The sequence below is a fragment of the Paraburkholderia sp. HD33-4 genome (genome assembly GCF_021390635.1).
Taxonomy (GTDB): domain Bacteria; phylum Pseudomonadota; class Gammaproteobacteria; order Burkholderiales; family Burkholderiaceae; genus Paraburkholderia.
In genome coordinates, this window is record NZ_JAJEJS010000001.1 from 3,700,834 (window position 1) to 3,727,125 (window position 26,292).

Annotated in this window: 25 protein-coding genes; 9 read left to right on the forward strand and 16 right to left on the reverse strand. The window is 66.1% G+C overall.

Annotation, left to right across the window (positions count from 1 at the left end):
* Window positions 1–399 precede the first annotated feature (399 nt).
* Window positions 400–1,041 carry a TetR family transcriptional regulator gene (locus L0U84_RS16415; RefSeq protein WP_233851172.1) on the forward strand — a complete coding sequence of 214 codons (642 nt, stop codon included), beginning with the start codon at window positions 400–402 and terminating at the stop codon, window positions 1,039–1,041.
* A gap of 93 nt (window positions 1,042–1,134) precedes the next feature.
* Here the strand turns inward: L0U84_RS16415 and L0U84_RS16420 are convergent, their stop codons facing one another.
* Window positions 1,135–1,773 (reverse strand): cysteine hydrolase family protein, encoded by a 639-nt coding sequence (locus L0U84_RS16420; RefSeq protein WP_233851173.1) that lies wholly within the window; start codon window positions 1,771–1,773, stop codon window positions 1,135–1,137.
* Between the two features lie 170 nt (window positions 1,774–1,943).
* Between L0U84_RS16420 and L0U84_RS16425 the strand changes: the two genes are divergently transcribed.
* The gene (locus tag L0U84_RS16425) at window positions 1,944–2,939 is read left to right on the forward strand and encodes a helix-turn-helix domain-containing protein (RefSeq protein ID WP_233851174.1); all 996 of its coding nucleotides are present in this window, start codon (window positions 1,944–1,946) and stop codon (window positions 2,937–2,939) included.
* Window positions 2,940–3,047: 108 nt separating this feature from the next.
* Here L0U84_RS16425 and L0U84_RS16430 read toward each other — a convergent pair whose 3' ends face one another.
* From L0U84_RS16430 to L0U84_RS16455, 6 genes are all read right to left on the reverse strand, one after another.
* Window positions 3,048–3,782, reverse strand: coding sequence for a CoxG family protein (locus L0U84_RS16430; RefSeq protein WP_233851176.1), 735 nt, complete (start codon window positions 3,780–3,782; stop codon window positions 3,048–3,050).
* 36 nt (window positions 3,783–3,818) lie between these two features.
* Window positions 3,819–4,199: a DUF427 domain-containing protein gene (locus tag L0U84_RS16435; RefSeq protein ID WP_233851178.1), complete on the reverse strand. Its 381-nt coding sequence runs from the start codon at window positions 4,197–4,199 to the stop codon at window positions 3,819–3,821.
* A gap of 145 nt (window positions 4,200–4,344) precedes the next feature.
* Window positions 4,345–4,839, reverse strand: coding sequence for a carboxypeptidase regulatory-like domain-containing protein (locus L0U84_RS16440; protein ID WP_233851180.1), 495 nt, complete (start codon window positions 4,837–4,839; stop codon window positions 4,345–4,347).
* Window positions 4,840–5,110: 271 nt separating this feature from the next.
* A complete protein-coding gene (locus tag L0U84_RS16445) occupies window positions 5,111–6,628 on the reverse strand; it encodes a DegQ family serine endoprotease (RefSeq protein ID WP_233851182.1) in 1,518 nt (505 codons plus the stop codon).
* A gap of 169 nt (window positions 6,629–6,797) precedes the next feature.
* A complete protein-coding gene (locus L0U84_RS16450; RefSeq protein ID WP_233851184.1) occupies window positions 6,798–8,096 on the reverse strand; it encodes an ATP-binding protein in 1,299 nt (432 codons plus the stop codon).
* A 4-nt stretch (window positions 8,097–8,100) separates the two neighbouring features.
* Complete coding sequence (locus L0U84_RS16455; protein WP_233851185.1) at window positions 8,101–8,763, reverse strand: response regulator; 663 nt, start codon at window positions 8,761–8,763, stop codon at window positions 8,101–8,103.
* Between the two features lie 258 nt (window positions 8,764–9,021).
* Between L0U84_RS16455 and dacB the strand changes: the two genes are divergently transcribed.
* The 3 genes from dacB to L0U84_RS16470 all read left to right on the forward strand — a co-directional run bounded on the left by dacB (window position 9,022) and on the right by L0U84_RS16470 (window position 13,182).
* Window positions 9,022–10,662, forward strand: a complete 1,641-nt coding sequence (gene dacB, locus L0U84_RS16460) for a D-alanyl-D-alanine carboxypeptidase/D-alanyl-D-alanine endopeptidase (protein WP_233851186.1) — start codon at window positions 9,022–9,024, stop codon at window positions 10,660–10,662.
* A gap of 190 nt (window positions 10,663–10,852) precedes the next feature.
* Window positions 10,853–11,863 (forward strand): sterol desaturase family protein, encoded by a 1,011-nt coding sequence (locus L0U84_RS16465; RefSeq protein WP_233851187.1) that lies wholly within the window; start codon window positions 10,853–10,855, stop codon window positions 11,861–11,863.
* Between the two features lie 95 nt (window positions 11,864–11,958).
* The gene (locus L0U84_RS16470) at window positions 11,959–13,182 is read left to right on the forward strand and encodes an SGNH/GDSL hydrolase family protein (RefSeq protein WP_233851188.1); all 1,224 of its coding nucleotides are present in this window, start codon (window positions 11,959–11,961) and stop codon (window positions 13,180–13,182) included.
* Window positions 13,183–13,287: 105 nt separating this feature from the next.
* Here the strand turns inward: L0U84_RS16470 and L0U84_RS16475 are convergent, their stop codons facing one another.
* From L0U84_RS16475 to L0U84_RS16515, 9 genes are all read right to left on the reverse strand, one after another.
* Complete coding sequence (locus L0U84_RS16475) at window positions 13,288–14,337, reverse strand: L-threonylcarbamoyladenylate synthase (RefSeq protein WP_233851189.1); 1,050 nt, start codon at window positions 14,335–14,337, stop codon at window positions 13,288–13,290.
* A 10-nt stretch (window positions 14,338–14,347) separates the two neighbouring features.
* Complete coding sequence (locus tag L0U84_RS16480) at window positions 14,348–15,544, reverse strand: 5-(carboxyamino)imidazole ribonucleotide synthase (protein WP_233851190.1); 1,197 nt, start codon at window positions 15,542–15,544, stop codon at window positions 14,348–14,350.
* Between the two features lie 106 nt (window positions 15,545–15,650).
* Window positions 15,651–16,169, reverse strand: coding sequence for a 5-(carboxyamino)imidazole ribonucleotide mutase (purE, locus tag L0U84_RS16485; RefSeq protein ID WP_233851192.1), 519 nt, complete (start codon window positions 16,167–16,169; stop codon window positions 15,651–15,653).
* A 57-nt stretch (window positions 16,170–16,226) separates the two neighbouring features.
* Window positions 16,227–17,117 carry a phosphoribosylaminoimidazolesuccinocarboxamide synthase gene (locus L0U84_RS16490; RefSeq protein ID WP_233851194.1) on the reverse strand — a complete coding sequence of 297 codons (891 nt, stop codon included), beginning with the start codon at window positions 17,115–17,117 and terminating at the stop codon, window positions 16,227–16,229.
* A gap of 133 nt (window positions 17,118–17,250) precedes the next feature.
* Window positions 17,251–18,315, reverse strand: coding sequence for a class II fructose-bisphosphate aldolase (fba, locus tag L0U84_RS16495; RefSeq protein ID WP_233851195.1), 1,065 nt, complete (start codon window positions 18,313–18,315; stop codon window positions 17,251–17,253).
* Between the two features lie 187 nt (window positions 18,316–18,502).
* Window positions 18,503–19,939 carry a pyruvate kinase gene (pyk, locus tag L0U84_RS16500; RefSeq protein ID WP_233851196.1) on the reverse strand — a complete coding sequence of 479 codons (1,437 nt, stop codon included), beginning with the start codon at window positions 19,937–19,939 and terminating at the stop codon, window positions 18,503–18,505.
* Between the two features lie 487 nt (window positions 19,940–20,426).
* A complete protein-coding gene (locus L0U84_RS16505; RefSeq protein WP_233851197.1) occupies window positions 20,427–21,620 on the reverse strand; it encodes a phosphoglycerate kinase in 1,194 nt (397 codons plus the stop codon).
* A gap of 278 nt (window positions 21,621–21,898) precedes the next feature.
* A complete protein-coding gene (locus tag L0U84_RS16510) occupies window positions 21,899–22,222 on the reverse strand; it encodes an AzlD domain-containing protein (protein ID WP_233851198.1) in 324 nt (107 codons plus the stop codon).
* Window positions 22,219–22,974 (reverse strand): AzlC family ABC transporter permease, encoded by a 756-nt coding sequence (locus tag L0U84_RS16515; RefSeq protein WP_233851199.1) that lies wholly within the window; start codon window positions 22,972–22,974, stop codon window positions 22,219–22,221. Before L0U84_RS16515 ends, L0U84_RS16510 begins: the two co-directional genes overlap by 4 nt.
* A gap of 220 nt (window positions 22,975–23,194) precedes the next feature.
* On the opposite strand from L0U84_RS16515, the gene L0U84_RS16520 reads away from it, so the two are divergent.
* The 4 genes from L0U84_RS16520 (at window position 23,195) to L0U84_RS16535 (ending at window position 26,263) form a co-directional block, all read left to right on the forward strand.
* The gene (locus L0U84_RS16520) at window positions 23,195–24,118 is read left to right on the forward strand and encodes a branched-chain amino acid transaminase (protein WP_233851200.1); all 924 of its coding nucleotides are present in this window, start codon (window positions 23,195–23,197) and stop codon (window positions 24,116–24,118) included.
* A gap of 74 nt (window positions 24,119–24,192) precedes the next feature.
* Window positions 24,193–24,387, forward strand: a complete 195-nt coding sequence (locus L0U84_RS16525) for a zinc-finger domain-containing protein (protein WP_008920434.1) — start codon at window positions 24,193–24,195, stop codon at window positions 24,385–24,387.
* A 237-nt stretch (window positions 24,388–24,624) separates the two neighbouring features.
* Window positions 24,625–25,650: a lipopolysaccharide heptosyltransferase II gene (waaF, locus tag L0U84_RS16530; RefSeq protein ID WP_233851201.1), complete on the forward strand. Its 1,026-nt coding sequence runs from the start codon at window positions 24,625–24,627 to the stop codon at window positions 25,648–25,650.
* A 166-nt stretch (window positions 25,651–25,816) separates the two neighbouring features.
* Entirely contained in the window at window positions 25,817–26,263 is a 447-nt protein-coding gene (locus L0U84_RS16535; protein WP_129960231.1) for a nuclear transport factor 2 family protein, read from the forward strand.
* Window positions 26,264–26,292: the final 29 nt, after the last annotated feature.

Consider the following 26,292-nt stretch of genomic DNA (forward strand, 5'->3'; position numbering starts at 1 on the left):
GAAAAAGTGCGCGCATCCCTACCCCGGGGACGACAGCGCACACAGGCGTCTCTCGACGCTCAACCGGAAGCCCGCGGATGCATGCCTGCGCCTGCAGGGCACCCTGCTACGAATGCGCCATACCGGGGAATGCCGCATGGCGCCGCCGTTTGGCGGCTGCATTAGCGTTTTTGAAAGGCAACAGTGACGGATATTAACCGGTCGTCACGGCTTGGGCTATCCGGTCGTGGGGTGCTATTATATATACATTCACGAATGCATGTAAAAGTGCATTTTTATCTTCCAAGGGTCGGGGCCCGCAAGTTCGCGTCGCAATTGGCTCCAGAAATAGTCAAATTGTCATCAGGCCGACTTAAAACCGTCCGCAGAAACCCCAGGATCAGCGCAGGTCATACCAATATGGTCAGAAGAACCAAAGAAGAGGCGCTGGAGACGCGCAACCGCATTCTGGATGCAGCCGAACAGGTCTTCTACGAGAAAGGCGTATCGCGCACGTCGCTGGCCGATATCGCCCAGGCCGCCGGCGTCACGCGCGGCGCCATCTATTGGCACTTCGCGCACAAGAGCGAACTCTTCACCGAAATGTTCGACCGTGTGCTGCTGCCGCTCGACGAGCTGAAGGCGGCGTCGCTCGACCCCAACGAACCCGATCCGCTGGGGCGCATCATCGAAGTCTGCATGGTCTGCCTGCGCGACACCGCCACCGACCCGCGCCGCCGCCGGGTGTTCGACATCCTGTTCCTGAAGTGCGAGCTGGTCGAAGACATGGGACCGGTGATGGAACGGTATCAGACCAATATGCGCGAAGGGCTCGCGAAGATCGAAGGCGGTCTGCGCAACGCGATCTCCAAAGGCCAGATGCCCGCCGACCTCGACACGAAACTCGCCGCGGCGATGGTGCACGCGTTCGTCGGCGGCTCGTTGCGCGACATGCTGTTTTTGCCCGATGCGACCGACTTCGGCGCGCACGCGCAGCAGATGGTGGAAGGGATGTTCGACGCCTTGCGCCTGAGTCCGGCGTTGCGCAGGAAGGCGCAGTAGAAGGCGCGCAGGGGTTGCGGGTCGGGAAGGCGGGCGGTTCGATGAACCGCCCGTTTCTATTGGCGAACCGGACCGCCCGTTCCCGCGCCGGGTTCAGGCAACTGCACGGCGAGCTCGCGCCGCCTGATTCGACGCATAGATGTTGTCGCGCTCGAGCGGCGCGCCGCTCCGTAGCGCCGCGATCCACTGATCGGTACTCGCGACCGCCGCGAAGCGCGACTGCAGCACCACGCTGAACACGCGATGAATCTCCTCCGCGCTCGCGAAGCCCGCGCTGTTTTCATATGGCACCGAGCCGGTCGCGTCGTGCAGGAACTCGACGGCGAGGCCGGCATGCACCGCGTGGTTGATCGTCGACGCATCGCAGTTGTGGGTCATGTAGCCGGTGACGCTCAGCGTATCGATCTGCCGGGCGGCGAGCCAGTCGGCCAGGTCGGTGCCAGCAAAAGCGCTCGGCAGCGACTTCTCGACGAAATGGTCATGCGCGCGCGAGCTGACGACCGTGTGCAATTCCGCGCCCGCGCTGCCGCGCGCGAATAGCGGCGAGGTGGCGGGCGCGATGTTCTGCACGACCACGACCGGCACGTCGGCGGCGCGCGCCGCATCGATCGCGCGACCGATGTTGGCGAGCGACGTGCGCACGTCCGGAAATTCGATCGGCAGGTCACCGCTCACGTATTCGTTCTGCACGTCGATGACGATCAGCGCACGGCGCGGCGCGGTTGTGCTCATGGCAAGGCTCCTGGTCAGTAAAAACGGTCGATGGCGCACGCCCGGCGCGATGGCCAAGGCGCGACGGCGATGACGGCATTGTTGCTCCACCGCCCGGCCGCCGACAGCGGCCCGAATGACAAGCTTCGCTAGAATCGGGCCATAATTCAGGCATTCATAAGGGACCCGGCATGACCACCTTCGCATCGTCCGATGAAGTCTCGGATCAGGCGCCACGCCACGTGGTCGCCGTCGTCGCATTCGACCGCATCAGCCCGTTCCACCTGTCGGTGCCGTGCGTCGTGTTCGGCGAGGACCGTCGCGGCGGCGGTGTGCCAGCCTTCGACTTCCGCGTCTGCGCCGCGGAGACGGGCGCGCTCGCGACGACCGCGGGCTTCTCGATCGCGCTCACGCACGGACTCGAAGCACTTGCCGACGCGCAGACGATCATCGTGCCGAGCTGGCGCGATCCCGACGAAATGCCGCCCGCCGCGCTTCTCGACGCGCTGAGGGCCGCGCACGCGCGCGGCGCGCTGCTGGTCGGCCTGTGCCTCGGCTCTTTCGTGCTGGCGGCGGCGGGCATCCTCGATGGGCGGCCCGCTTCGACGCACTGGGCCTGGGCCAACGACTTCGCGCGACGCTACCCGCGCGTGCGGCTCGACCCCGACGTGCTGTACGTCGACGACGGCAACGTGCTGACTTCGGCCGGCACCGCCGCCGGCCTCGACTGCTGCCTGCACGTGCTGCGCAAGATCTGCGGCGCGCAGGTCGCGAACCACGTCGCACGCCGGCTCGTCGTGTCGCCGCACCGCCAGGGCGGCCAGGCGCAATACGTGCAGCAGCCGATGCCGCCGAAGCCGCGCGGCGATCGGCTGTCCGGCCTGCTCGACTGGGTGAGCGGCAACCTGGCCGCGCCGCATACGCTCGATACGCTCGCCGCGCGCGCGTTGATGAGTCGCCGCACCTTCACGCGACGCTTCCGGCTCGCGACCGGGAGCACCGTCGGCGCGTGGCTGCTCGCGCAACGGCTCGCGCGTGCCCAACAGCTGTTGGAAAGCACCGACGAGTCGGTCGAAGCGATCGCGGCGAGCGCCGGGTTCGGCTCGGCCGCATCGCTGCGGCAACATTTCGCGGACGCGTTCCGTACGTCGCCGACCGCGTGGCGACGGGAGTTTCGAGGGGATTAGATGAAGGCGGCGGGAGCACCGCAATTTCGTAGTGCGTCACCGTGATTTCGTAGTCGCGCGAGGATGTCCGGCACGCGTTTAATCAGGCGTTGCGCGCGCCCCTCGGCGTCAATGCTCGCTGAACCAGCGCGCGACATACAACAGCAGCGCGACCAGAAAGATCATCCCGGCCCACGCCCAGTACGGCACGACATGATGTCCGGGTTCGTGATGCGTCACGCCATGCGACCAGCTATGCGACGCGCTTGCCGCACGCCCCGGCAGCGTATGGCCGTGCTCGACACGCGCGCGCCGCGTGATGCCGCCGAGCGTGATCGGCCGCAAAAACACGTACTGACGACGCGGCGCCGTGCCACGCGCGCGGTTCGGCCCTTTGCCGTGCTTGGCGCGCACGACGGCGTCGAACTCGGCGAAAAAGTCGTCGGCGATCTGACGCAGGGCGTTCTCGAGCTGGCGCGTCGGCAACTCGGCGAGCGGTCCCGACGACGTCGCCCACAACGTGTAGTCGATGCGCGTGCCGCGCTCGCGCCCCTCGTCCGCGCGCAGCCGGACTTCGATCTGACCGCGCAACGCACCGATGCCCTCGGCCCGTGCCTTGAAGTTGATGGTGCGGCGCTGCGCGTCCGCCGGGCCGGAATCCTGGCCGGCGACGTGCGCGCGCGCATGATAATGCGCGCGCAACGGGCCGAGCGGCACGGTCATCGTCAGCGCGTATTCGCCGTGGGCGAGACGCACGAACGACTCACAGTTGTCGAGGCTGGCACGCAACAGCGCGAGATCCTGCAACGCGTCCCACACCTCGGACGGCGCCAGCGGAATCCGTAACGCGTCGTTCAGTTCCATGACAACCTCCCCCCGATGAACGTGCCGACTGCGGGATCAGGACGTCTGATCGATGCGGTCGACCCGCGATGCGTAAAAAGCGAGATAGCCCCTGATGCGACTGGCCTGCTCGAACGGGGCTTCGTAGCTCCACACCGCGTTCTCGATCACGCCATCTTCGGTGCGCAGATGGAAGTACGACGCGTCGCCCTTGAACGGGCAATGCGAGGTGTGTGCCGAGCGTTCGAGCCGGGCCATGTTCACGTGCTCGCGCGGGAAATAGAACACGTCGGCGAGGCCCGTCTCCGATAGCGTCAGCGCGGCCTGGGTGTCGGCCATCGTCACGCCGCCGTGTATCACGCGCACACGGTGGGCGTTATCGCGGATCACGATGGTATGGCCGTCAGGCCGTCCCGCAGATGTCGACGCATCGCTCATGTCCAGGCTCCATGATGGGTGACGCTGCACTGCCGGCTGTTGCCGCAGGAACGGCAAAGCCACGGGACACGCCCGTGGCTTCATTATCGGCCAAACTTCGGCCGCTTGCGCAAGCTTCCTGCGGGTCTGCGGGCGGCTCGACCCGTTACTTCACGCTCCAGATGAACGCGGATTTGACGTTGCCGTGCGCCGGCACGCTCACCGACCGGGTTTGCTCGCTATCGTTGTATTTCGCGTGCACCGTGTATCGGCCGGGGCTCAGGCGTACCAGCATGAACGGTCCGCGCGACGTCGTGTTCAGCACTTCGCCGTTATGCGCATCGACGATGCGCACGTGCACATCGGCGAGAAACTCGGCATTGGGTCCGGTGAAGCGCAGCGTCAGTGGCCACTGGCTTTGCGCTTGTTGCAGCGCCCGCGATTCGTCAAGGCCGACACCGCCTGACACGTACGAAACGTCGCCCTGCTGCTGGACTTGCGGCAGACCGCCGCCGTTGGTGTTGCCCGCGCTGGTGTTGTCGGTGGTCGAGCCGCCGGTCACGCCCGCCTGCTGCGCGTTTGCGCCGCCCGCCAGTCCGAGCGTGAGCGCCGCGCACAGCGCGGCGGCTACGATCCTTTGCTGATTGCGTTGGGTTTTCATCGGTTCGCTCTCCTTGTTGAAGTCCTTGCCCAGTCCCCGAACGGGCCCGAATCAAGGACGAAGCAACCTGTGTGCCAACCGTCCGGTTGCGTCGACGGAACGCGCACGACCATCGCGGCCCGGCGCGCCTCGGCCTGTTGGCGCTGCTCGCAGCAGCACGGTTCGGACAGGCGAAAAAAAACCGGTCCTTGCAGTAAATGCAAAGGACCGGCAATCGCTACTACAGCTCAAACTGGGTTGGGCGATCCTTTCGAACCGCCCGGATACTGGATCAGCCGAGATCAACGGGCACAAAAATCTGCGCGTTGTCCCGCTGGATCAGCAGCGCAATGCTGTTGCCTGCGCCCGAAATCATCTGCTTCAACTGATCGATGTTCGTGACCGGACGGCCGTTGACCGCGAGAATCACGTCGCCTGGCTGGATGCCGGCGCTCGCCGCTGCCCCGCCCGCCTGCTGCACCAGCAGACCGTGCGACACCGACGCCCCGCTCTTCTCTTCCGGCGTCAGCGGCCGCACCGCGACGCCGAGACGGCCCTGCAACTGGGTCTGTTGATCGGTCTTGTTCGCCGACGCGACCTTCACGTCCGAGAACGAGCCGATCGTCACCTTCACGTCCTTGCTGGCCTTATCGCGCCACACTTTCAGCGTCGCCGAGCTGCCCGGCGCGAGACCTGCGATCTTTGCCGGCAGATCCGTCGAATCGCTGACTTCGTCGCCATTCACCGACAGGATCACGTCACCCGGCTGCAAGCCAGCCTTGGCCGCCGGACCGCTGGCGTCGACCGAGCTGACCAGCGCGCCTTGCGGCTTCTGCATGCCGAACGAATCGGCGAGCGTCTGGTTCAGGCCCTGCACCGCGACGCCGAGGCGTCCACGGCTCACGTGACCGGTCTTGACGAGATCGTCCTTGACCTTGATCGCCTCGCTGATGGGGATCGCGAACGACAGGCCCTGGAAGCCGCCTGTCTGCGAGTAGATCATCGAGTTGATGCCGATCACTTCGCCTTGCAGATTAAAGAGCGGACCGCCCGAGTTGCCCGGATTCACCGGCACGTCGGTCTGGATGAACGGCGTATAGTTTTCGTTGGGCAGCGAGCGCGACTTCGCGCTGATGATGCCCGAGGTCACGGTGTTGTCGAAGCCGTACGGCGAGCCGATCGCGACGACCCACTGACCCACCTTGCTCTGACGCGGATCACCGATCTTCACGGTCGGCAGGTCGCTCGCGTTGATCTTCAGCACGGCGACGTCGGACTGCTTGTCGGCGCCGACCACCTTCGCCTTGAACTCTCGCTTGTCGGTGAGCTTCACGGTGACGACGTTCGCGCCATCGACCACGTGCGCGTTCGTCAGGATGTAGCCGTCATTGCTGATGATGAAGCCAGAGCCGAGGCTCGCGCTCGGCTGGTCGGGCGCGTCACCGCCATCGCCACCTTGCATGCCCGGCACGCCGCCGAAGAAACGTTTGTAGAACTGATAGAACGGATCGTTCGGATCGATCGGCAGCTGGTTGCCGTTGAGGTTGCCGCCGTTACCGCGCATCGCGGTCTGCTTGACCACGTGCTTCGCGCTGATGTTGACGACGGCCGGACCGTAGGTCTCGACGAGACCGGAGAAATCGGGGATACCGGTTTTGGCGGCGGCTTCGGCTGGCATCATCGCGGCGGCTTCCGCCGGCGAGATGATCTGCGGTGCGGGCACATCGCGATGGCCCGCCACATAGCCGGCTGAAAGCGCAGCGGCGACCGCTACCGCAACGGCGCCGCGGGACAAGGTTTTCGCGTTCATCATGAGCTCCTGACTGGAGAAAGTGACTTTGGATGTCGAGGAGCGTAAGGGGCGTCACTTAAAAGAGTCTTAAGCAGCGCCAGATCATGGGAACCTTATCGGCCGGGCCGTTACGGCGCCCTCGCGCCAGCATGAACGCCAGGTTTGGCCGATGCACAAACCACCATGCTCAGAAGCGGACGATGACCTGCAAACCACCGGCCGGCGATTCGTCGAGCGACACTTGCGCATGATGTTGCATGGCAATCCGGCGCACGATCGCGAGACCGAGACCGCTGCCCGCCACGTCGGTGCGCGCCCGAGTCGCGCCCGCGCCCGCGCGATAGAAGCGGTCGAACACGCGCTCGCGATCGGCCGGGTCGATACCGGGGCCGCTATCGGCGATCCGCACGACCGGATGGCCGTCCTCGACGCGCAGGCTCACGTCGACGCGGCCGCCATGCGGCGTGTACTTGGTCGCGTTGTCGACGAGGTTGTTGAACATCACGCGCAACGCTTCGGCGTCGCCGGTCACGCTGGCGGCCTCGCTCGCCTCGATGCCGAGGTCGACGCCGCGATTCATCGCGAGCGGCGCATAGGTCGCAACGCACTCCCGCAGCAGTTCGCGCAGATCGAGCGTCCCGGCGACGCCGGCGCTGTCCGGCTCGGCGCGCGCGAGCGCGAGCAGTTGCTCGGCGAGGCGCGTCGCGCGCGTGACACCCGCCAGCAGATCGGCGAGCGCTTCGTTGCGGGCTGCGTCGTCCTGCGCGCGGGCGACCAACTGCGCCTGAATCTGTACCGCGGCAAGCGGCGTGCGCAATTCGTGCGCGGCATCGGCGACGAACGCTTTCTGGATATCGAGCGCGGTCGCGAGCCGCTGCAACAGCCCGTTCAGCGCGCGCACGAGCGGCCGGACTTCGAGCGGCAAGCGCTGATCAGGCAATGGATCGAGCGCCTCGGGATGACGCGCGTCGAGCGCGCTCGTCACGCGTCGCAGCGGGCGCAGCCCGCGGCCGACGATGACCCACACCGCGAGCCCGAGCAGCGGCAGCAGCACGATCAGCGGCCACAGCGTGCGCAACGCGACGTTGGCGGCAAGCCGGTTGCGCACCGACAGCGGCTGCGCGAGCTGCACGACGTTATCGCCGACGATCGCGCCATACACGCGCCATTCGCCGCGGTCGGTACGCTCGGTCGAAAAACCGAGTTCGGCACGCGGTGCGAGCGGCGCGCGCGGCCGCGAGTAGTACATCAGCATGCCGTTGCGGTTCCAGATCTGCAGCACGATGCCCTCGTCTCCGGTATCGCGGCCGAGCACCTGCGAGAACGGTTCCGCCGGCAGCGCCGCGGCGATCTGCTCCAGCTGGTAGTCGAACAGTTCGTTCGCTTCGGCGAGCGCCTGCCGGTAGATCAGCCAGCCCGCGATGCCAACGCCGAGCAGAACGAGCGCCAGCAGCCAGAACAACAGTTGTCGGCGAATCGAGCGCATCGGCTCAGGCGTCCTTCGCGATCATGTAGCCCAGCCCGCGCACGTTGCGGATCAGATCGGCGCCGAGCTTCTTGCGCAGCGCGTGAATGTAGACCTCGACGGTATTGCTGCCGATCTCCTCGCCCCAGCCATACATCTTCTCCTCGAGCTGGCTCTTGGACAGCACCGCGCCGGGCCGCGCGAGCAGCGCCTCGAGCAGGGCGAATTCGCGCGCGGACAGCGCGACCGGCGCGCCATCGAGCGTCACCTGATGCGACGCGGGATCGAGGGTCACATTGCCGTGGCGAATCGTCGAATCGCTGCGACCGGACTGGCGCCGGATCAGCGCGCGCATCCGTGCACCGAGTTCGTCGAGATCGAAAGGTTTGACAAGGTAATCGTCAGCGCCCGCATCGAGGCCCTTGACACGATCGGCGACCGCGTCGCGCGCGGTGACGATCAGCACCGGCAGCGCATGGCCGCGCGTGCGCAGTGCGCGCAGCACCTCGAGACCGTCGCGCTTGGGCAGACCGAGGTCGAGCAACGCGAGGTCGTAAGGCTGGGCGGCCGCCGCGCGCAGCGCCGCTTCGCCGTCCTCGACCCAATCGACTGCAAAGCCTTCGCCGCGCAGCGCCTTGCGCACGCCTTCGGCGATCATCCGGTCATCTTCGACTAGCAGGATGCGCATGGTTGTCCGTTCCAAAACGTTCGATGATGCCGCATTCTAGCGCCCGCCTCCGGCCTGCGCGGCGTGTGGCGCTTTTTTCACCGCAGCGTCGCGGCATGTCACTACAATGGGCGCTTTGCGTCGCGCGACGTCCGTCGGGCAACACCACAGCGCGTTATCGCGCCGTCGAACCGCCCGGCTTGCCGTTCCGTCGTCCCGCGTACGCCGCACTCCGCACACCTTGAAATCCCGCTGGTCCGTTTGCCCGTTCACCCGTTCATGACGCACGCTTTCCTGTCTTCCGTCGCACGCCGTATGGCGTTGCGCTCGCGCCGTATGCTCAATCGCGCAGCCTCCATGCCACCTCGCGTCATGCCCCGCGCGGCCGTCTGGCTCTGCGCCGCCGCGCTCGGCGCAGGCACGCTGCTGCCGCTGGCCGCGCAGGCACGCATCAAGGCCGCGCATCCGAGCGTCAATGTCACGACGGTGCTGCCGCAGCAGGTGATGGTCGGCCTGCAGCGTGCGCACGTGCCGTTGTCGTCGATTAGCGTGGTGGTCGAAAAGGTCGGCGATCGCACGCCGATCCTCGCGCTGAACGCCGGCAAGCCGATGATGCCTGCCTCGACGATGAAGCTCGTCACCACCTATTCGGGTCTGTCGATCCTCGGCCCCGGCTACCGCTGGCGCACCAGCGCATACGCGGACGGCCCGCTCGACGCGCACGGCGTGCTGCACGGCAATCTGTACATCCAGGGCACAGGCGACCCGAAGCTCGTGCCCGAAGAACTGATCGACCTCGTGCAGAAGATTCACAAGGCGGGCATCAACGGCATCGACGGCGCGCTGGTGCTCGACAAGCGCTACTTCGATCCGTCTACGCGCGACCTGCCCGCGTTCGACGACGACGTGAGCGCACCGTACAACGTCGGCCCCGATCCGCTGCTGTACGCGTTCAAATCGCTGTCGTTCACGCTGACCCCATCGCCGGACGGCACGGTGGCGATCGACGTGCTGCCCGCGCTCGCGCAACTGCGCATCGACAACCAGTTGCGCGCGACCAACGGCCCGTGCCGCGGCGAAGCGCCGACGCCGACCATCACGCCGCAGCCCGACGGCACGATCGTCGCATCGTTCACCGGCGACTATTCGATGCGCTGCGACGAGCACACGATCAACATCGCCGTGCTCGATCACTCGACGTTCTTCGCGCGCGGCTTCCTCGCGCTGTGGCAGCAAACCGGCGGCACCTTCACGGGCGCGACCCGCGAAGGCGCGGTGCCAGCCGGCGCGAAGCTGGTTGCGACGCACGAGGGGCCGATGCTGTCGGACATCGTTCGCGACATCAACAAGTACAGCAACAACACGATGGCGCGCAACCTGTTCCTGACGATCGGCGCCGCCGAGGAACGGGCGCCCGCCACGCCCGCGAAAGCCGCGCGCGCGGTCGAAGCGTTCCTCACGCGCGACAGCCTGAACACCGAGTACCTGTCGCTCGAAAACGGCTCGGGCCTGTCGCGCGACGAGCACATCACCGCGCTCGCGCTCGCCGACGTCCTGCAGCGCGCGAACGCGAGCCCGGTCGCGCAGGTGTTCGTCGACTCGCTGCCGATCGCCGGTGTCGACGGCACGATGCGCAACCGCCTGACCAGCCAGGGCGCGGGCGGCAACGCGCACATCAAGACCGGCACGCTGCGCGACGTGCGCGCGATCGCCGGCTACGTGGCGTCGGCAGATGGCAACAGCTACATCGTCGTCAGCCTGATCAACGATCCGCATTCGGAAGCGGCGCGCGCCGCGCACGACGCGCTGCTCGAATGGGTGTACGAAGGCCCGTCGCAAGGCTTCACGAAGGTCTCCGCGCCCATCGAGGAAGCGCGCGAAAAGCCCAGGAAAAATCCGCGCAAGCGCGGCGCCCACTGAGTATTCCTTCTAGCGATGCCGCGCGCGGCAAGCTGCTAACCGTGTACGCTGTCGGGCAGCATGCGGCGCGCGACATCACGCGCTTGCCGCGCAGGGCGCCCGATCGGTCAGACCGCGCGACCCTCACGAACGATAACGACACCACCCGCCGCGTACCGCGCGACGGTCAGGGACCAGGAAGGGAGACACGATGCAATTCGATGCCGAATTGCTGCTGCTCGCCATGGGGCCCGTCTTTCTTGCCTGCATCGGCTGGGAGGCGTGGCACTTGAGCCGCACGCGCCCGGCCGAGCAGCTCTACAGCTGGCGCGACACGCTGTGCAATGCCGCGCTCGCGATGCTGCAGCAGGCCGCCGACAAGCTCGCGTGGCTCGCGATCATTCCTGTCTACGCGTTTTTCTACGAGCACTACCGTATCCATACATGGCCGGCGACGTGGCTGTCGTTCGTCGTCCTGTTCGTTGCGCAGGACCTGCTCTACTACGTGTTTCATCGCTGCAGTCATCGCGTGCGCTGGCTGTGGGCCGCGCACGTCGTGCATCACTCGTCGGAGCGGATGAATCTTTCGACCGCGTTCCGCCAGAGCCTGATGTACCCGATCGCCGGCATGTGGGTGTTCTGGATTCCGCTCGCGATCCTCGGCTTTGCTCCGAAGCAGATCGTCGCGATCGTACTGATCAACCTCGGCTTCCAGTTCTTCGTCCATACGCAGGTGATCGGCAAGCTCGGCTGGGTCGAGTACGTGTTCAATACGCCGTCGATCCATCGCGTGCATCACGCGCGCAACGATCGCTACATCGATCGCAATTACGCAGGTGTACTGGTGATCTGGGATCGCCTGTTTGGCAGCTACGTCGACGAAGATCCGCTCGAGTCGCCGCTATACGGCATCGTCGAGCCGCTGCATACGTACAACCCGCTGAAGGCGACGTTTCACGAATGGGCGTCGATGGCCGCGGACTTCGCGAGCGTGCGCGGCTGGCGAAACAAATGGCGCGCGCTGTTCGCGCCGCCCGCATGGGCCGCCTCCTATCATGCGCAGCGCGCGGTAGCGTTTGGCGGCGGTAGCGGCCTCGACGCGGGATCGAACGCGCATCCGCATTCGAGTACGAACGACACCGTGAGCAAATCCACCACCGCTGATTTACCCGGCTTGAACCCGAACCATACGGTCGCGCTGCGGACGTCACGCAGACCGTAGAAGATTCTGTAAGCTGTCGTCACGCCGCCGACGCGGTGGACGCCGTCTGCAACACATGGCATCAAAGGCCATACAAACGAGGAGATGCAGTCAACATGAATCAAACCGCTTCGAAAAAACAGCATTGGTTGCGCGTCACGCAGATCGCCGTGGCGAGCGCAGCGTTCGCCGCGCTAGCGGCGTGCGGCGGTGGCAGCGACAACAATAGTTCGAGCAGCAGCAACACGCCACCGGGGGGCGTCACGCTGCAGGTCGTGTCGTTCGGCGACAGCCTGTCGGATGTCGGCACGTACCAGGCGGCGGTTCAGGCGAACGTCGGCACGGGCGGCGGCCGCTTCACGACCAACCCGGGCGAAATCTGGACGCAGAAGGTCGCCGAGTACTATGGCGGCACGCTCACCCCCGCATTCGTCGGCGGCTTCGGCAACCCGCTCACCGCGGCCGGCGGTCTCGGTTATGGGCAGGGCGGCGCGCGTGTCGATCTGCAACCGGGCGAAGGCTTCGCGCCGAACAACATGGCCGCGACGACGGAGCCGGTCACGACGCAGGTCACGCACTATCTGAGCGCACACAACAACAGCTTCAATTCGAACCAGCTCGTGCTGATCAACGGCGGCGCGAACGACATCTTCATGGCGGTGCAAGCGGTCTCGGCTGCCGGCACGGCAGCGGCGACGCAAGCGCTCCTGAACGGCGGCACCGCGGCCGACGCGCAGACGGCGGCCGCCGCCGCATCGCAGGCGGCCACGCTGACCGAATTGCAGGCAATCCAGACCGCGGCGATCACGTTCGTCGGCACGGTGCAAAAGATCGTCGCCGCGGGCGCGACGCATATTGTCGTGTCAAACGTACCGGACATCGCGCAGACGCCGCAAGGTCTCGCCGCGGGCGCACAAGGCCAGGCACTCATCAACGCACTGGTTCAGACCTACAACGGCGTGCTGAAGCAAGGGCTCGCGTCGACCTCGCAGGTCATCTACCTGGACGCGTTCGCGTTGCTGGACCAGACCTTGGCCAACTACCAGGCGCTCGGCTTCACCGTGTCGAATACGGGCACCGCGTGTAACCTGACGGCAATGGCCGCGTCCGCGACCGCGTACGCGACGAAGAACCCGAGCGCGCTCGCATCCGGTCAGACGGCGGCGGAGTTCGGCGCCGCGCTCGCGTCGTCGCTGTTCTGCTCGCCGGAGACCTACACGGTGGCCGGCGCGGATCAGACCTACGTCTTCGCCGACCTCGTGCATCCGAGCACGCATACGGGCGCGCTGATCGCGCAGCAGGTCGAGAAGCAGATCGCCGCTAGCGGGCTTGGCAAGTAACAAGACGTCAAGGTTGCCTGAATGGCAAAAGGCCCGGCTCGTTGAACGAGCCGGGCCTTTGTCATTTCCGCCGGCCACGCCATGCAGCGCGGCGAGCCGATTGCGTCAGTGCTGCGCCTCGAAGGCCGCCGCCGCGCGTCCGAGCCGATCGTTGACCGCGATCCATTCGATCGTGTCCGGCAGCTTCTCGATCAGAATCCGCGTGACGTTCGCGCGATCGAGCGCGCGCAGCAAACCGTAGAGCTCGCGTGCATACACGTGCGGATCTTCCGGCGCGGCGACGAAATGCACGCCGTCGGCATCGGCCCACTGTCCCGCACGCGACGCACGTGCGACCAGCGCGACGCGCTCGCCCGGCTCGCGCACCGCGAGCAGCGGCTCGAGCTCGCCGAACGGCAGCAGCGCGAGCGGCGTGCGCGGCGCGTAATGCGCCTTCAACGTGCCCGACGCGCGCGGCGCGCTTGCATCCGACCCATCGGGCAGACGCGGCGCCTCGCCGAGCACGTCGGCGATATCCTGCGGCGTCACGCGACCGGGCCTCAGCAACGCCGGAAAGCCGCGCGACAGATCCAGAATCGTCGATTCGATGCCGACATCCGATGCCCCGCCATCGAGCACATGAATCGCGCTGCCGAACTCGTCGCGCACATGCTGCGCGGTGGTCGGACTCACATGCCCGAAGCGGTTCGCCGACGGCGCGGCGACGCCGCCATGCCCGCCGCGCAACGCGCTGAACGCTTCGAGCAACGCCTGCGCAACCGGATGCGATGGGCAGCGCAGCCCTACCGAATCCTGCCCGCCGCTGACCGCCGCGGGAATGCGCGCGGCGCGCTTGAGGATCAGCGTGAGCGGCCCCGGCCAGAACGCGTCGATCAGGCGCTGCGCGTCTGCCGGTAAATGCTCGACCCAGTAGTGCGGATCGCCATGCGGCGCGAGATGCACGATCACCGGATGATTGGCCGGCCGACCCTTAGCCGCGTAAATGCGCGCGACCGCGTCGGGGTTCTCGGCATCGCCGCCTAGACCGTAGACGGTCTCCGTCGGAAACGCGACCAGCTCACCCGCGTCGAGCAAGGCCGCCGCGTGCTCGATCTGCGCGGCGCTGACCGGCAACGCGTCGGTCGCGTCCTGGGCGGGTTTCTGTTGATCCGGCATGGCGCGCGCGTCAGCTGGTAGCGATGTGCAGCAGCCGTGCGCAATCGCGCGCCGCGGTGCGGGCTTCTTCGAGCGTCGGTGCGGTGAAATTCACGTGGCCCATCTTGCGGCCGCAACGCGCCTCTTCCTTGCCGTACAGATGCAGGCGCGCAGCCGGCATCGCGGCGACCTCCTGCCACGGCGGCGTGACCGCCGCGCGCTTTGAACCGTCCGGGAACCACACGTCGCCGAGGATATTCAGCATCACCGCCGGCGAATGCTGACGCGTGTCGCCGAGCGGCATGCTGGTCATCGCGCGCACCTGCTGCTCGAACTGGCTCGTCGCGCACGCGTCGACCGTGTAGTGACCGGAGTTGTGCGGACGCGGCGCCATTTCGTTGGCGACGAGCGAGCCGTCTTCGAGAATGAAGAACTCGACGCACAGCACGCCGACATAACCAAGCTTCTCGGCGATCTGCAATGCGGCCTGTTGCGCTTGCTGCACGAGCGTGGGCGACGCATCCGGCGCGGGGACGATGGTGTGCGACAGCACGCCGTCGCGATGGGTGTTCTGCGCGAGCGGATAGACGACCGACGCCCCGCTCGCCGCACGCGCGATCAGCGCCGACACCTCGAACTTCAGCGGCAGGCGCTTCTCGAGCACGCACGGCACGCCGCCGAGCGACGCATGCGCTTCGCGCACTTCCTCGGCGTTGCGCACGCGAACCTGGCCTTTGCCGTCATAACCCATGCGCGCCGTTTTCAGGATGCCGGGCAGTACCGCTTCGAGCTCGGCATCGCCAAGCGTCGCAAGCGCATCCGACGACTCGATCACGACGTGCGGCGCAACCGTCACGCCCGACGACGCAATAAAGCGCTTCTCGGCGATCCGGTCCTGCGCGACGGCGACACACCGCCCCGCCGGGCTCACGAACGTGGTCTTGCCGAGAAAGTCGAGGCTCGCGGCCGGCACGTTCTCGAATTCGGTCGACACCGCCGCGCACAGCCGCGCGAGTTCGGTCAACGCCGCTTCGTCGTCGTAGGCCGCGCGCAGGTGGCGGTCGGCGACCGCGCCCGCCGGGCTGGTTTCGTCCGGGTCGAGCACAGCGACGCGATAGCCCATCGCCTGGGCGGCAAAGCAGAACATGCGGCCGAGCTGGCCGCCACCGACCATGCCAAGCCATGCGCCGGGCAGAATCGGTGAAACCGGTGTGTTGTCAGGGTTCATCTTGGTGGTCGGTCGCGGCCGGATACGCGTCGCGCTCGCATACAGAGCGGCGGGCATCCGGCCGGGGGTCGGACAGGAGACGTCTTCAAAAAAACGACCGGCGCGCTTACAGCGCCGGCAATACCATCGCGTGAGCCGCTTCGTTCTGGCGCACGCGGAATGCTGCGAGCTTGTCCGCGTATTCGGCGCTGGTGCCGGACAGCAGCGACACCGCGAACAGCGCCGCATTCGCGGCGCCCGCCTCGCCGATCGCAAACGTCGCGACCGGCACGCCCTTGGGCATCTGCACGATCGAATGCAGCGAATCGACGCCCTTCAGATACTTGCTCGCGACCGGCACGCCGAGCACCGGCACCGTGGTCTTCGCGGCCAGCATGCCCGGCAGATGCGCGGCGCCGCCGGCGCCCGCGATGATCGCGCGAATGCCGCGCTCGCGCGCGCTTTCAGCATAGGCGAACATTTCGTCGGGCATGCGGTGTGCGGACACGACCTTTGCTTCGTACGGCACGTCGAATTCCTGCAGAACTGCGACGGCGTTTTTCATCACTTCCCAGTCGGAACTGGAGCCCATCAATACGCCGACGACCGGCGCATCATGCTTATGGGCGGTTTGTGCTTCACTCATCTTTACGGCTTCCTTGTTTCCGGGCGATGCGCGCCTGACACGGCGCGCGCAATCAGATCAGTCGAGCTTGTGCCCGGTCAGGCGCTCGAGCGCTTCCTGGTACTTCTCGCCCGTCTTCACGACCACGTCTTCCGGCAGCTTCGGTGCGGGCGGCTCTTTCTTCCACGACTGGGTTTCGAGCCAGTCGCGCACGAACTGCTTGTCGAACGACGGCGGGTTGGTGCCGACCTGGTACTGGTCCGCCGGCCAGAAGCGCGACGAATCCGCCGTGAGCGCCTCGTCCATCAGGTACAGCTTGCCGTGGTTGTCCAGACCGAATTCGAACTTCGTGTCCGCGATGATGATGCCGCGCGTCGCCGCGTAATCAGCGGCTTCCTTGTACAGGCGGATCGAGATGTCGCGGATCGTCGCCGACAGCTCGGTGCCGATGCGGCGCTCCATCTCGTCGTAGGTGATGTTTTCGTCGTGGTGGCCCATCTCGGCCTTGGCGGCCGGCGTGAAGATCGGCTCGGGCAGCTTCTGCGCGTTCTGCAGGCCCGGCGGCAGTTGCACGCCGCAGACCGAACCGGTGGCCTGGTAATCCTTCCAGCCGCTGCCGGCCAGATAGCCGCGCACCACCGCTTCGACGAGGATCGGCTCGAGACGCTTGACGACCACCGCGCGCCCCTTCACCTGCTCGACTTCGTCCGGCGCGACCACCGACTCGGGCGCGACGCCCGTCAGATGGTTCGGCACCACGTGCTGCAGTTTCTCGAACCAGAAGTTCGCCATCGCGTTGAGTACGCGGCCCTTGTTCGGAATCGGCTCGCCCATGATCACGTCGAACGCCGACAGACGGTCGGTCGTGACGATCAGCAACTGGTCGTTGCCCACCGCATAGTTGTCGCGGACTTTACCGCGGCCGAGCAGCGGCAGCGAGCGGAGCGTGGATTCGTAGAGGGTAGACATCGTCGTGGTTCGCTAAAAATGGGGCAAAAAATGTGACCGGAACAAAAGGGAAACGCCGTTCCCCCGATGATGCGGGAACGGCGATCGGACGACAACCTGGCCAAACGGCCAGGCGCGGAGCCAAAACTACAGCTTAGCGGACGACTTGCGCGAGCTCGCCCGACTTGTACTTCTCCGCAATTTTATCAAGCGAAACCGGCTTGATCTTGCCAGCCTGGCCTTCGCAGCCGAATTGCGTGTAACGGTCGATACAGATCTTCATCGCCGCTTCGCGCGCCGGCTTCAGGTAATCGCGCGGATCGAACTTGCCCGGGTTGGTCGCCATGTAGCGGCGGATCGCACCCGTGATCGCCAGACGCAGGTCGGTGTCGATGTTTACCTTGCGCACGCCGTGACGGATGCCTTCCTGGATTTCCTCGACCGGCACGCCGTAGGTTTCCTTCATGTCGCCGCCGAATTCGCGGATTTCCGCGAGCAGCTCCTGCGGCACCGACGACGAGCCGTGCATCACGAGGTGCGTGTTCGGAATGCGTTGATGGATTTCCTTGATACGCTGGATCGAGAGAATATCGCCCGTGGGCTTCTTGCTGAACTTGTAGGCGCCGTGCGAGGTGCCGATCGCGATGGCCAGCGCGTCGCACTGGGTCAGCTTGACGAAGTCGGCAGCCTGCTCCGGATCGGTCAGCAGCTGCTCGCGCGTCATCGTGCCTTCGGCGCCGTGACCGTCTTCCTTGTCGCCCTTCATCGTTTCGAGCGAACCGAGCACGCCCAGCTCCGCCTCGACGGTGACGCCGATCGAGTGCGCCGCTTCGACGACCTTGCGCGACACTTCGACGTTGTACTCGTACGATGCGACCGACTTGCCGTCGGCTTCGAGCGAACCGTCCATCATCACGCTCGTGAAGCCGCTGCGAATCGCCGCCATGCACACTGCCGGCGACTGGCCGTGATCCTGGTGCATCACGACCGGAATGTGCGGATACGACTCGACCGCCGCCTCGATCAGATGACGCAGGAACGGCTCGCCCGCGTACTTACGCGCACCAGCCGACGCCTGCATGATGACCGGGGCGTTGACCTTGTCGGCCGCGGCCATGATCGCCTGCACCTGCTCCAGGTTGTTCACGTTGAATGCCGGAAGGCCGTAGCCGTTTTCCGCGGCATGGTCCAGCAGTTGACGCATTGATACGAGAGGCATGCTCAAACTCCTTAGATTGAAACGAATTCTTTTGCCGTCGGCATCTTTTGCGGCGATTTTATCGCGAAGCAGGCGGCATTCCCGCGGTGATACCGGCGCCTTGGTGCGCCGTCGCACATGCACCGCGCGAGTGTCGCCGGCCTGCTTCGCTCAATCGAGCCTGTGCCGATCGGGCAGTCCTGCCTGATCAGTACGGTTCACCGACCCGCACGATCTTCAACGTGTTGGTGCCGCCTGCCTGACCCATCGGCTCGCCGACCGTCAGCACGACCATGTCGCCGTGCGACGCGTAGCCCTTGCCGACCACCGCCTCGAGCGCATGCTGAAGCGCGGTGTCGCGGTCGGTGTTGGTGTCCAGATGCAGCGACGTCACGTTGCGATACAGCGCCATCGCCCGCTCGCTGCCGACGCGCGGCGTCAGCGCGAAGATCGGTACGTGAGTCCAGTGGCGTGACATCCACAGCGCGGTCGAGCCCGATTCGGTCAGCGCGACGATCGCCTTCGCGCCGAGGTGATAGGCGGTGAAGAGGGCACCCATCGCGATCGACTGGTCGATGCGGGTAAAGGTGCGGTCGAGGAAGTCCTTGTCGAGCTCCGACTGCTCGGACTTTTCCGCTTCGACGCAGATCGCCGCCATCGTTTCGATGGTTTCCACCGGGTACTTGCCCGCCGCCGATTCCGCCGACAGCATCACCGCGTCCGTGCCGTCGAGCACCGCGTTCGCGACGTCCGACACTTCCGCGCGGGTCGGCACCGGCGCGTGGATCATCGACTCCATCATCTGGGTCGCGGTGATCACGAACTTGTTCGATTCGCGCGCCATGCGGATCATGCGCTTTTGCAGCGCCGGCACCGCGGCATTGCCCACTTCCACGGCCAGGTCGCCACGCGCGACCATGATGCCGTCCGACGCGTCGAGGATGCCTTGCAGCGCCGGAATCGCTTCCGCGCGCTCGATCTTCGCAATCATCTTCGGCTTGATGCCGTACGGCGCGCCGGCGATGTTCGCGAGCTGGCGGGCCATTTCCATGTCGGTCGCGTTCTTCGGGAACGACACCGCGATGAAATCGACGCCGAGCGACATCGCCGTGCGGATGTCCTCCATGTCCTTCGCGGTCAGCGCGGGCGCAGACAGACCGCCGCCCTGGCGGTTGATGCCCTTGTTGTTCGACAGCTCGCCGCCGATCTTCACGACCGTGTGGATCTCGCTGCCGATCACGCGCTGCACGCTGAGCACGATCAGGCCGTCGTTGAGCAGCAGCACGTCGCCCGGCTTCAGGTCGCGCGGCAGATCCTTGTAATCGAGGCCGACGCGGTCGTCGTTGCCGAGCTCGCATTCGGAATCGAGGATGAACGGATTGCCGGCGACGAGCGTGGTGCGACCGTTCTCGAACTTGCCGACGCGAATCTTCGGGCCTTGCAGGTCAGCCATGATGGCGACTTCGCGGCCGGCCTGGCGGGCCGCCTCGCGTACGAATTCGGCGCGCTGGCGATGATCGTCGGCGGTGCCGTGTGAGAAATTGAGCCGCACCACATCCAATCCCGCCTGAATCATTTGCAGCAGGATTTCCGGCGTGCTGGAAGCCGGACCGATAGTAGCGACAATCTTGGTGGCGCGATGCATGAGTCTCCTCGTCTGGATAGGATCGCTGGTAAGAGCGCTGCGGGGCTGCTGCGGAGTCTGCGCATCGAAAGATGCTGGCTGGGGTCGCGCGCCGGTTGTGGCCGGTGTCGCTTTGTGGAGTGATGCGGGTGATGCGGTATTCGAGACCGGCGTCTCGTGCGCCGAAGATTTGCTGTCCTGCTTGCCGGAAGGCTGTTCCGGCTGGGCCGAATCGTGTTCGACGGATTCGCTAATTGCCGTTGGCGGCTGCTGAGCGTCACCGCTCGGAGCATGCTCCGCAACCGGTTCCGCGAGCGCTCCGGCGGCCGGCGCCGGGTCGGCCGCCGCGGGCGCTGCCAGCGCCTCGGCAGCCACGTCCTGTTCGGCCGTTGCCGACGCAGCGGCCGCGCGTGTCGCGCGCTCCCCTGCCGGCGTTGCCGCGTTACCGCGCGGCGCTTTCGCGCCACGCGCCTTGGTCGACTTCGCCGCTAGGGAGCGCGTCGCCACGTTAAGCCCGCGATTCCAGAACTTCGACCGCCGGCAGCTTCTTGCCCTCGAGGAACTCGAGGAAGGCGCCGCCGCCCGTCGAAATGTAGCTGACCTGGTCGTGGATGCCGTACTTGGCGATTGCCGCGAGCGTGTCGCCGCCGCCTGCGATCGAGAACGCCGCCGAGCGCGCGATCGCGTCCGCGAGCGTCTTCGTGCCGTTGCCGAACTGGTCGAACTCGAACACGCCGACCGGGCCGTTCCACACGACCGTGCCAGCCTTCTCGAGCTGCGCGGCGAGCAGCTTCGCCGTTTCCGGGCCGATGTCGAGAATCATGTCGTCGTCCTGCACGTCGGCGACGGCCTTCACTTCGGCCTTCGCGGTCGGCGAGAACTCCTTGGCCGTGACCACGTCGGTCGGGATCGGCACCGAAGCGCCGCGAGCCTTGGCCGCGTCGATGATCGCCTTCGCTTCGGCGACGAGATCGGCTTCGGCGAGCGACTTGCCGATCTTCAGGCCGGCCGCGAGCATGAACGTATTGGCGATGCCGCCGCCGACGATCAGCTGGTCGACCTTCTCGGCGAGCGACTTCAGGATGGTCAGCTTGGTCGACACTTTCGAGCCCGCGACGATCGCCACGAGCGGACGCTTCGGCGCGCCGAGCGCCTTGCCGAGCGCTTCGAGCTCAGCGGCGAGCAGCGGACCCGCGCAGGCAACTGGCGCGTACTTCGCGATGCCGTGGGTGGTCGCTTCGGCGCGGTGCGCGGTGCCGAACGCGTCGTTCACGTAGATGTCGCACAGCTTCGCCATTTTCTGCGCGAGCTCGTCGGAATCTTTCTTTTCGCCCTTGTTGACGCGGCAGTTTTCGAGCAGCACGACCGAGCCCGGCGCGACGTTCACGCCGTTTTCGACCCAGTTCGCGACGAGCGGCACGTCGCGGCCGAGCAGCGCCGCAAGGCGCTTCGCCACCGGCGCGAGCGAGTCTTCCGGCTTGAAGTCGCCTTCGGTCGGACGGCCGAGGTGCGACGTGACCATCACGGCGGCGCCGGCGTCGAGCGCGGCCTTGATGGCCGGCACGGAGGCGCGGATGCGGGTGTCTTCGGTGATGTTGCCTTGATCGTCCTGCGGCACGTTCAGATCGGCGCGGATGAACACGCGTTTGCCGGACAGCTTGCCTTCGGTGATCAGGTCGGAGAGACGCAATACCTTGTTCATGGGCTTGAGTATGCGAGTTGATGAGAAGGCGGTGGCGGACTGCGCGCGGGGACGACGCGCGGCGAACTCCAGCGCTTCGGCCCAACGGCTCCGCGGGATCGGGCGCCGGCGGCCGGCCGCGGCACTAGGCGCCTTGCTGCGGCGCGCTCAACCCGGAAAAGGGCATTTTAACTGATCCCAACGGCCTACTGACCCGCGACGGCGCGAATGTCACGTATTTGATCGCGAGCCACCGATACTGCGGCGCAACATTGATCGCCAGAGCCCGCGCCGGACCGTCAGAGGAACACGCGCATCAGCGTGAACACGACCATTCCGGTCACGATCGTGCCGAGCATGGTGCGGCGCCACATAAACCAGCCGAGACCGGCGAGCGTGGCGTAAAGCTCATGATTGGACGCCGCGAACGACAGCCCGTCGGGTGTCGTCAGCACGTCGGGCACCACCACGGCGGCGAGCGCGGCGGCCGGCGCGTAGCGCAGCATCTTCTGCACGCGCGCGGGCAGCACCGTGCGCTCGCCGCCGATCAGGAACATCGCGCGCGTGAGCGCGGTGACGAAGGTCATGCCGAAGATGGCGAGCCAGATTTGCGTGGAGGTCATCGGGAATCTCCGGCGCGATCGTTCACGCCACGGATGCGGCGCAGATCGGCGCGCTCGATCATCAGGTCGGCCGCGCTGCCGGCGATGATCGCCGCGATCACCGCGAACGGCAGCGCGAGCCGGTACGGCAGATCCAGCGCGAGCAGCGCCACGATGCCGGCCACGCCGACCGCGACCAGCGTCGAGCGGGTGGCGATCGCCGACACCATCACCGGCAACAGCGCGAGCGTGCCGGCGAGCGCGAGCCCCCAGTTGTCGGGAATCAGGCTCGCGAGCAGGATGCCGATGATCGACGACACCTGCCACGACAGCCAGCTCGACACCGCCATGCCCCAGAAATATGCCTCCTTGCCCGGCACGTAGCCGGTCGGAAAGTTCTTCTTGACGAACAGCAGATAGATCACGTCGCCGTTGAAATAGCCGAGCACGATGCGCCGCCACATCGACAGATACGAAAAGTGCGGCGCGAGGCCCACGCTGAAGATCACGAAGCGGGTGTTGACCATCGCCGCGGTCAGCAGCACGGTCCATACCGGCAGCTTGGCGGCGAGGAGCGGCAGCACCGCGAGCTGCGACGAACCGGCGTAGCACAGCAGCGACATCGTCAGCGCCTGCGGCAGCGTCAGCACGGACTTGCTCATCGCGATGCCGGTTACGAGGCCCCAGGAAAAAATCGCCATCAGCGTGGGAGCATAGGCGCGCGCGCCTTCACGAAAAGCGCGGCGATCGGTGTCGGACAGTCGAGCGAGCATCGGGCGAAAGGTGCGGGTGCGAGAAGCCCCGTCAAGAAGGCCAGGTCGGCGCCAGGCTGTGAGACCACCCGCCGGCGCATCCGGATTTGATTTATGCGTGCGCTGGATTATAGCGTCCGGGGTGCGCCCAAATGCCCGTTGTGTGTGCAAAAGAAGCTAAAATAGCGCTCCCGGCCATGTCCCGCGGCCGCACCTCATAACGCACCTGCTGGAGAACCGTATGTCAATGGCCGACCGCGACGGCAAGATCTGGATGGATGGCAAGCTCATCGACTGGCGCGACGCCAAAATCCACGTGCTCACCCACACGCTGCACTACGGCATGGGCGTGTTCGAGGGCGTGCGCGCTTACAAGACCGCCGACGGCGCCACCGCGATTTTCCGCCTGCAGGAACACACCAAGCGCCTGCTGAACTCGGCGAAGATTTTCCAGATGGACGTGCCGTTCGACCATGAAACGCTCGCCGCCGCGCAGCGCGAAGTGGTCCGCGAGAACAAGCTCGAGACCTGCTATCTGCGCCCGATCATCTGGGTCGGCTCGGAAAAGCTCGGCGTGTCGGCCAAGGGCAACACGATTCACGTCGCGATCGCCGCGTGGCCGTGGGGCGCGTACCTCGGCGAAGACGGCATCACCAAGGGCATCCGCGTGAAGACCTCGTCGTTCACGCGCCATCACGTGAACGTGTCGATGGTGCGCGCGAAGGCGTCGGGCTGGTACGTGAACTCGATTCTCGCGAATCAGGAAGCGATCGCCGACGGCTACGACGAAGCGCTGCTGCTCGACGTCGACGGCTACGTATCGGAAGGCTCGGGCGAGAACTTCTTCCTCGTCAACAACGGCAAGCTGTACACGCCTGACCTGTCGTCGTGCCTCGACGGCATCACCCGCGACACCGTGATCACGCTCGCGCGCGACATGGGCCTGCAGGTGATCGAAAAGCGCATTACGCGCGACGAAGTCTATACCTGCGACGAAGCGTTCTTCACCGGCACGGCCGCCGAAGTCACGCCGATCCGCGAACTCGACAACCGCACGATCGGCGTCGGCGCGCGCGGCCCGATCACCGAAAAGCTGCAGTCCGCCTTCTTCGACGTCGTCAACGGCAAGAGCGCCAAATACGCGCACTGGCTCACGAAGATCTGAGCGACGTTTCGAGATGCGCCGCGCCGCCCATCGGCGGCGCACTGCAAGCACCCCGCATACAACGAGAAAGTGTCATGAGCGAAATCAAGGAAATGCCGCTGGTCGAACTGTCGGCAAAAGATCTGCCGGCGTATTGCCCGAACCCGGCCATGCCGCGCTGGAGCGCGCATCCGCGCGTCTTCATCGACGTGTCGCACGGCGAAGCGCGTTGCCCGTATTGCAGCACGCGCTACAAGCTGCGCGACGGCGAAGTGATCAAGGGCCACTGATCCAACGCATCGAGCGGCTCTGAGCCGGCTTCAGCGGCACGAGGCGCGGGTTTCGGATCACGCCCTCGCCGCACCGCAGGCTCGATCGCACGACCCGCGCAGCCGCGCAGCCACCGAGCCGCCATCGCGGCGCGTGTGGGCCAACGGCATCGCGCCGCGCGGCTTTCCCCATTTACCCATCCGAGTGCCACGCGCATCGCGCGCGGCGCTTGTTATCGACACCGGACACTCACTCTGATGCGTCGCGCGTTGGTTATCGCACCGAACTGGATCGGTGACGCATTGATGGCGCAGCCGCTGTTTGCGCGCCTCGTGAAATTGCATCCGCGCATCGTCATCGACGCGGTCGCGCCCAGCTGGGTCGCCCCCGTGCTCGAACGCATGCCGGAAATCCGCGACGTCTACTCGACCGATCTCGCCCACGGCAAGCTGCAGATGCTGCGCCGCTGGCAGCTGTCGAGCGATCTGCGCGACGTCGGCTACGACGCGGCCTACGTGCTGCCGAACTCGTTCAAGTCGGCGCTGATTCCGTGGCTGGCGGGCATTCCGCTGCGCATCGGCTACACCGGCGAGAGTCGCTACGGCGTGCTGAACGTGCGTCACGCGAATCCGCGCAAGGACGCGCGCCCGCCGATGGTCGGCCACTACGCCGCCCTCGCCTATGCGCCCGGCGCCAAGGTCCCCGAGGATCTGCCGATGCCGCGCCTCGACACGGATCTGAACGAGGCGTCGCGCGTGTCGGCGCGCTTCAATCTCGACACGCGCGTGCCGCTGCTGGTGTTCTGCCCCGGCGCCGAGTACGGTCCCGCCAAGCGCTGGCCGCCCGAGCACTTCGCGGCGCTCGCGCAGATGGTAGGCCAGTCGTTCCCGTACACGCAGATCGTCGCGCTCGGCTCGCCGAAAGACGCGCCGCTCGCGCAGGCGATCGCCGAGAAAGCGCCGAACGTGCGCAACCTGTGCGGCCAGACCGCGCTCGGCGAGGCCTGCGCGCTGATCTCGCGGGCCAACGCGGTGGTCACCAACGACTCCGGCCTGATGCACGTCGCCGCCGCGCTGCGCCGCCCGCTCGTCGCCGTCTACGGTTCGACCGATCCGCGCCACACCCCGCCCTTGTCCGAGCTCGCGAAGGTACAATGGCTTCATCTCGAATGCAGCCCCTGTTTTGAGCGCGAGTGCCCGCTCGGTCATCTGAACTGTCTGAAGCAGTTGAGCGCCGAGCAGGTTTTCGGCGATTTGCGCGGCATGCTGCTCGCGCAGCGCTGAGCCGACTGGTACTTGCACGCAACACCGCACGCCCCCGAGCGCGTCGCGTCATGTTCGCGCCTTGCGGCACGGGCAAGCTGACGCCGGGGGCGATGGTCCGGCGCTCTGGACCGTCCCGCTACCGCTGACCCGCAACCGCGCGCCGCGCACAAGAGACTGACGAGCCATGCCACGTTTTGCCCATATCTTCGAAGCCGCCGCCGATACCCTGAACGCCTACTATCAGGCCGTCGCCGAGGTCAATATCGACAGCTTGATGGGCTTGTGGATCGACGAGGAGTTCGTCAGTTGCATCTGCGCGGACGGCTCGCATCTGCACGGTCTCGACAGCATCCGCAATGGCTTGCAGACTCAGCTAGAAGCGCTGCCGGTGTCGATCGAGCCGCTCGACATCCGCGTCTACGACAGCCTCGGCACCGTCGTCTATGCGATTGCCGAAGCACATCGTCCGGCCGATCCGACCGCCACGCCCGCGATGGTCTTCACCACCTACGTGATGGTCCACGAACGCGGCGAATGGCGCATTGCGCATATTCACGCGAGCCCAATGCCGAACGAAACCGCCAGCCAGTTCGCGACCAAGATGCGCCATGGCCAGGGCCCGCTGCACTGACGCGGCGCCACGACAGATTCAGATTCACG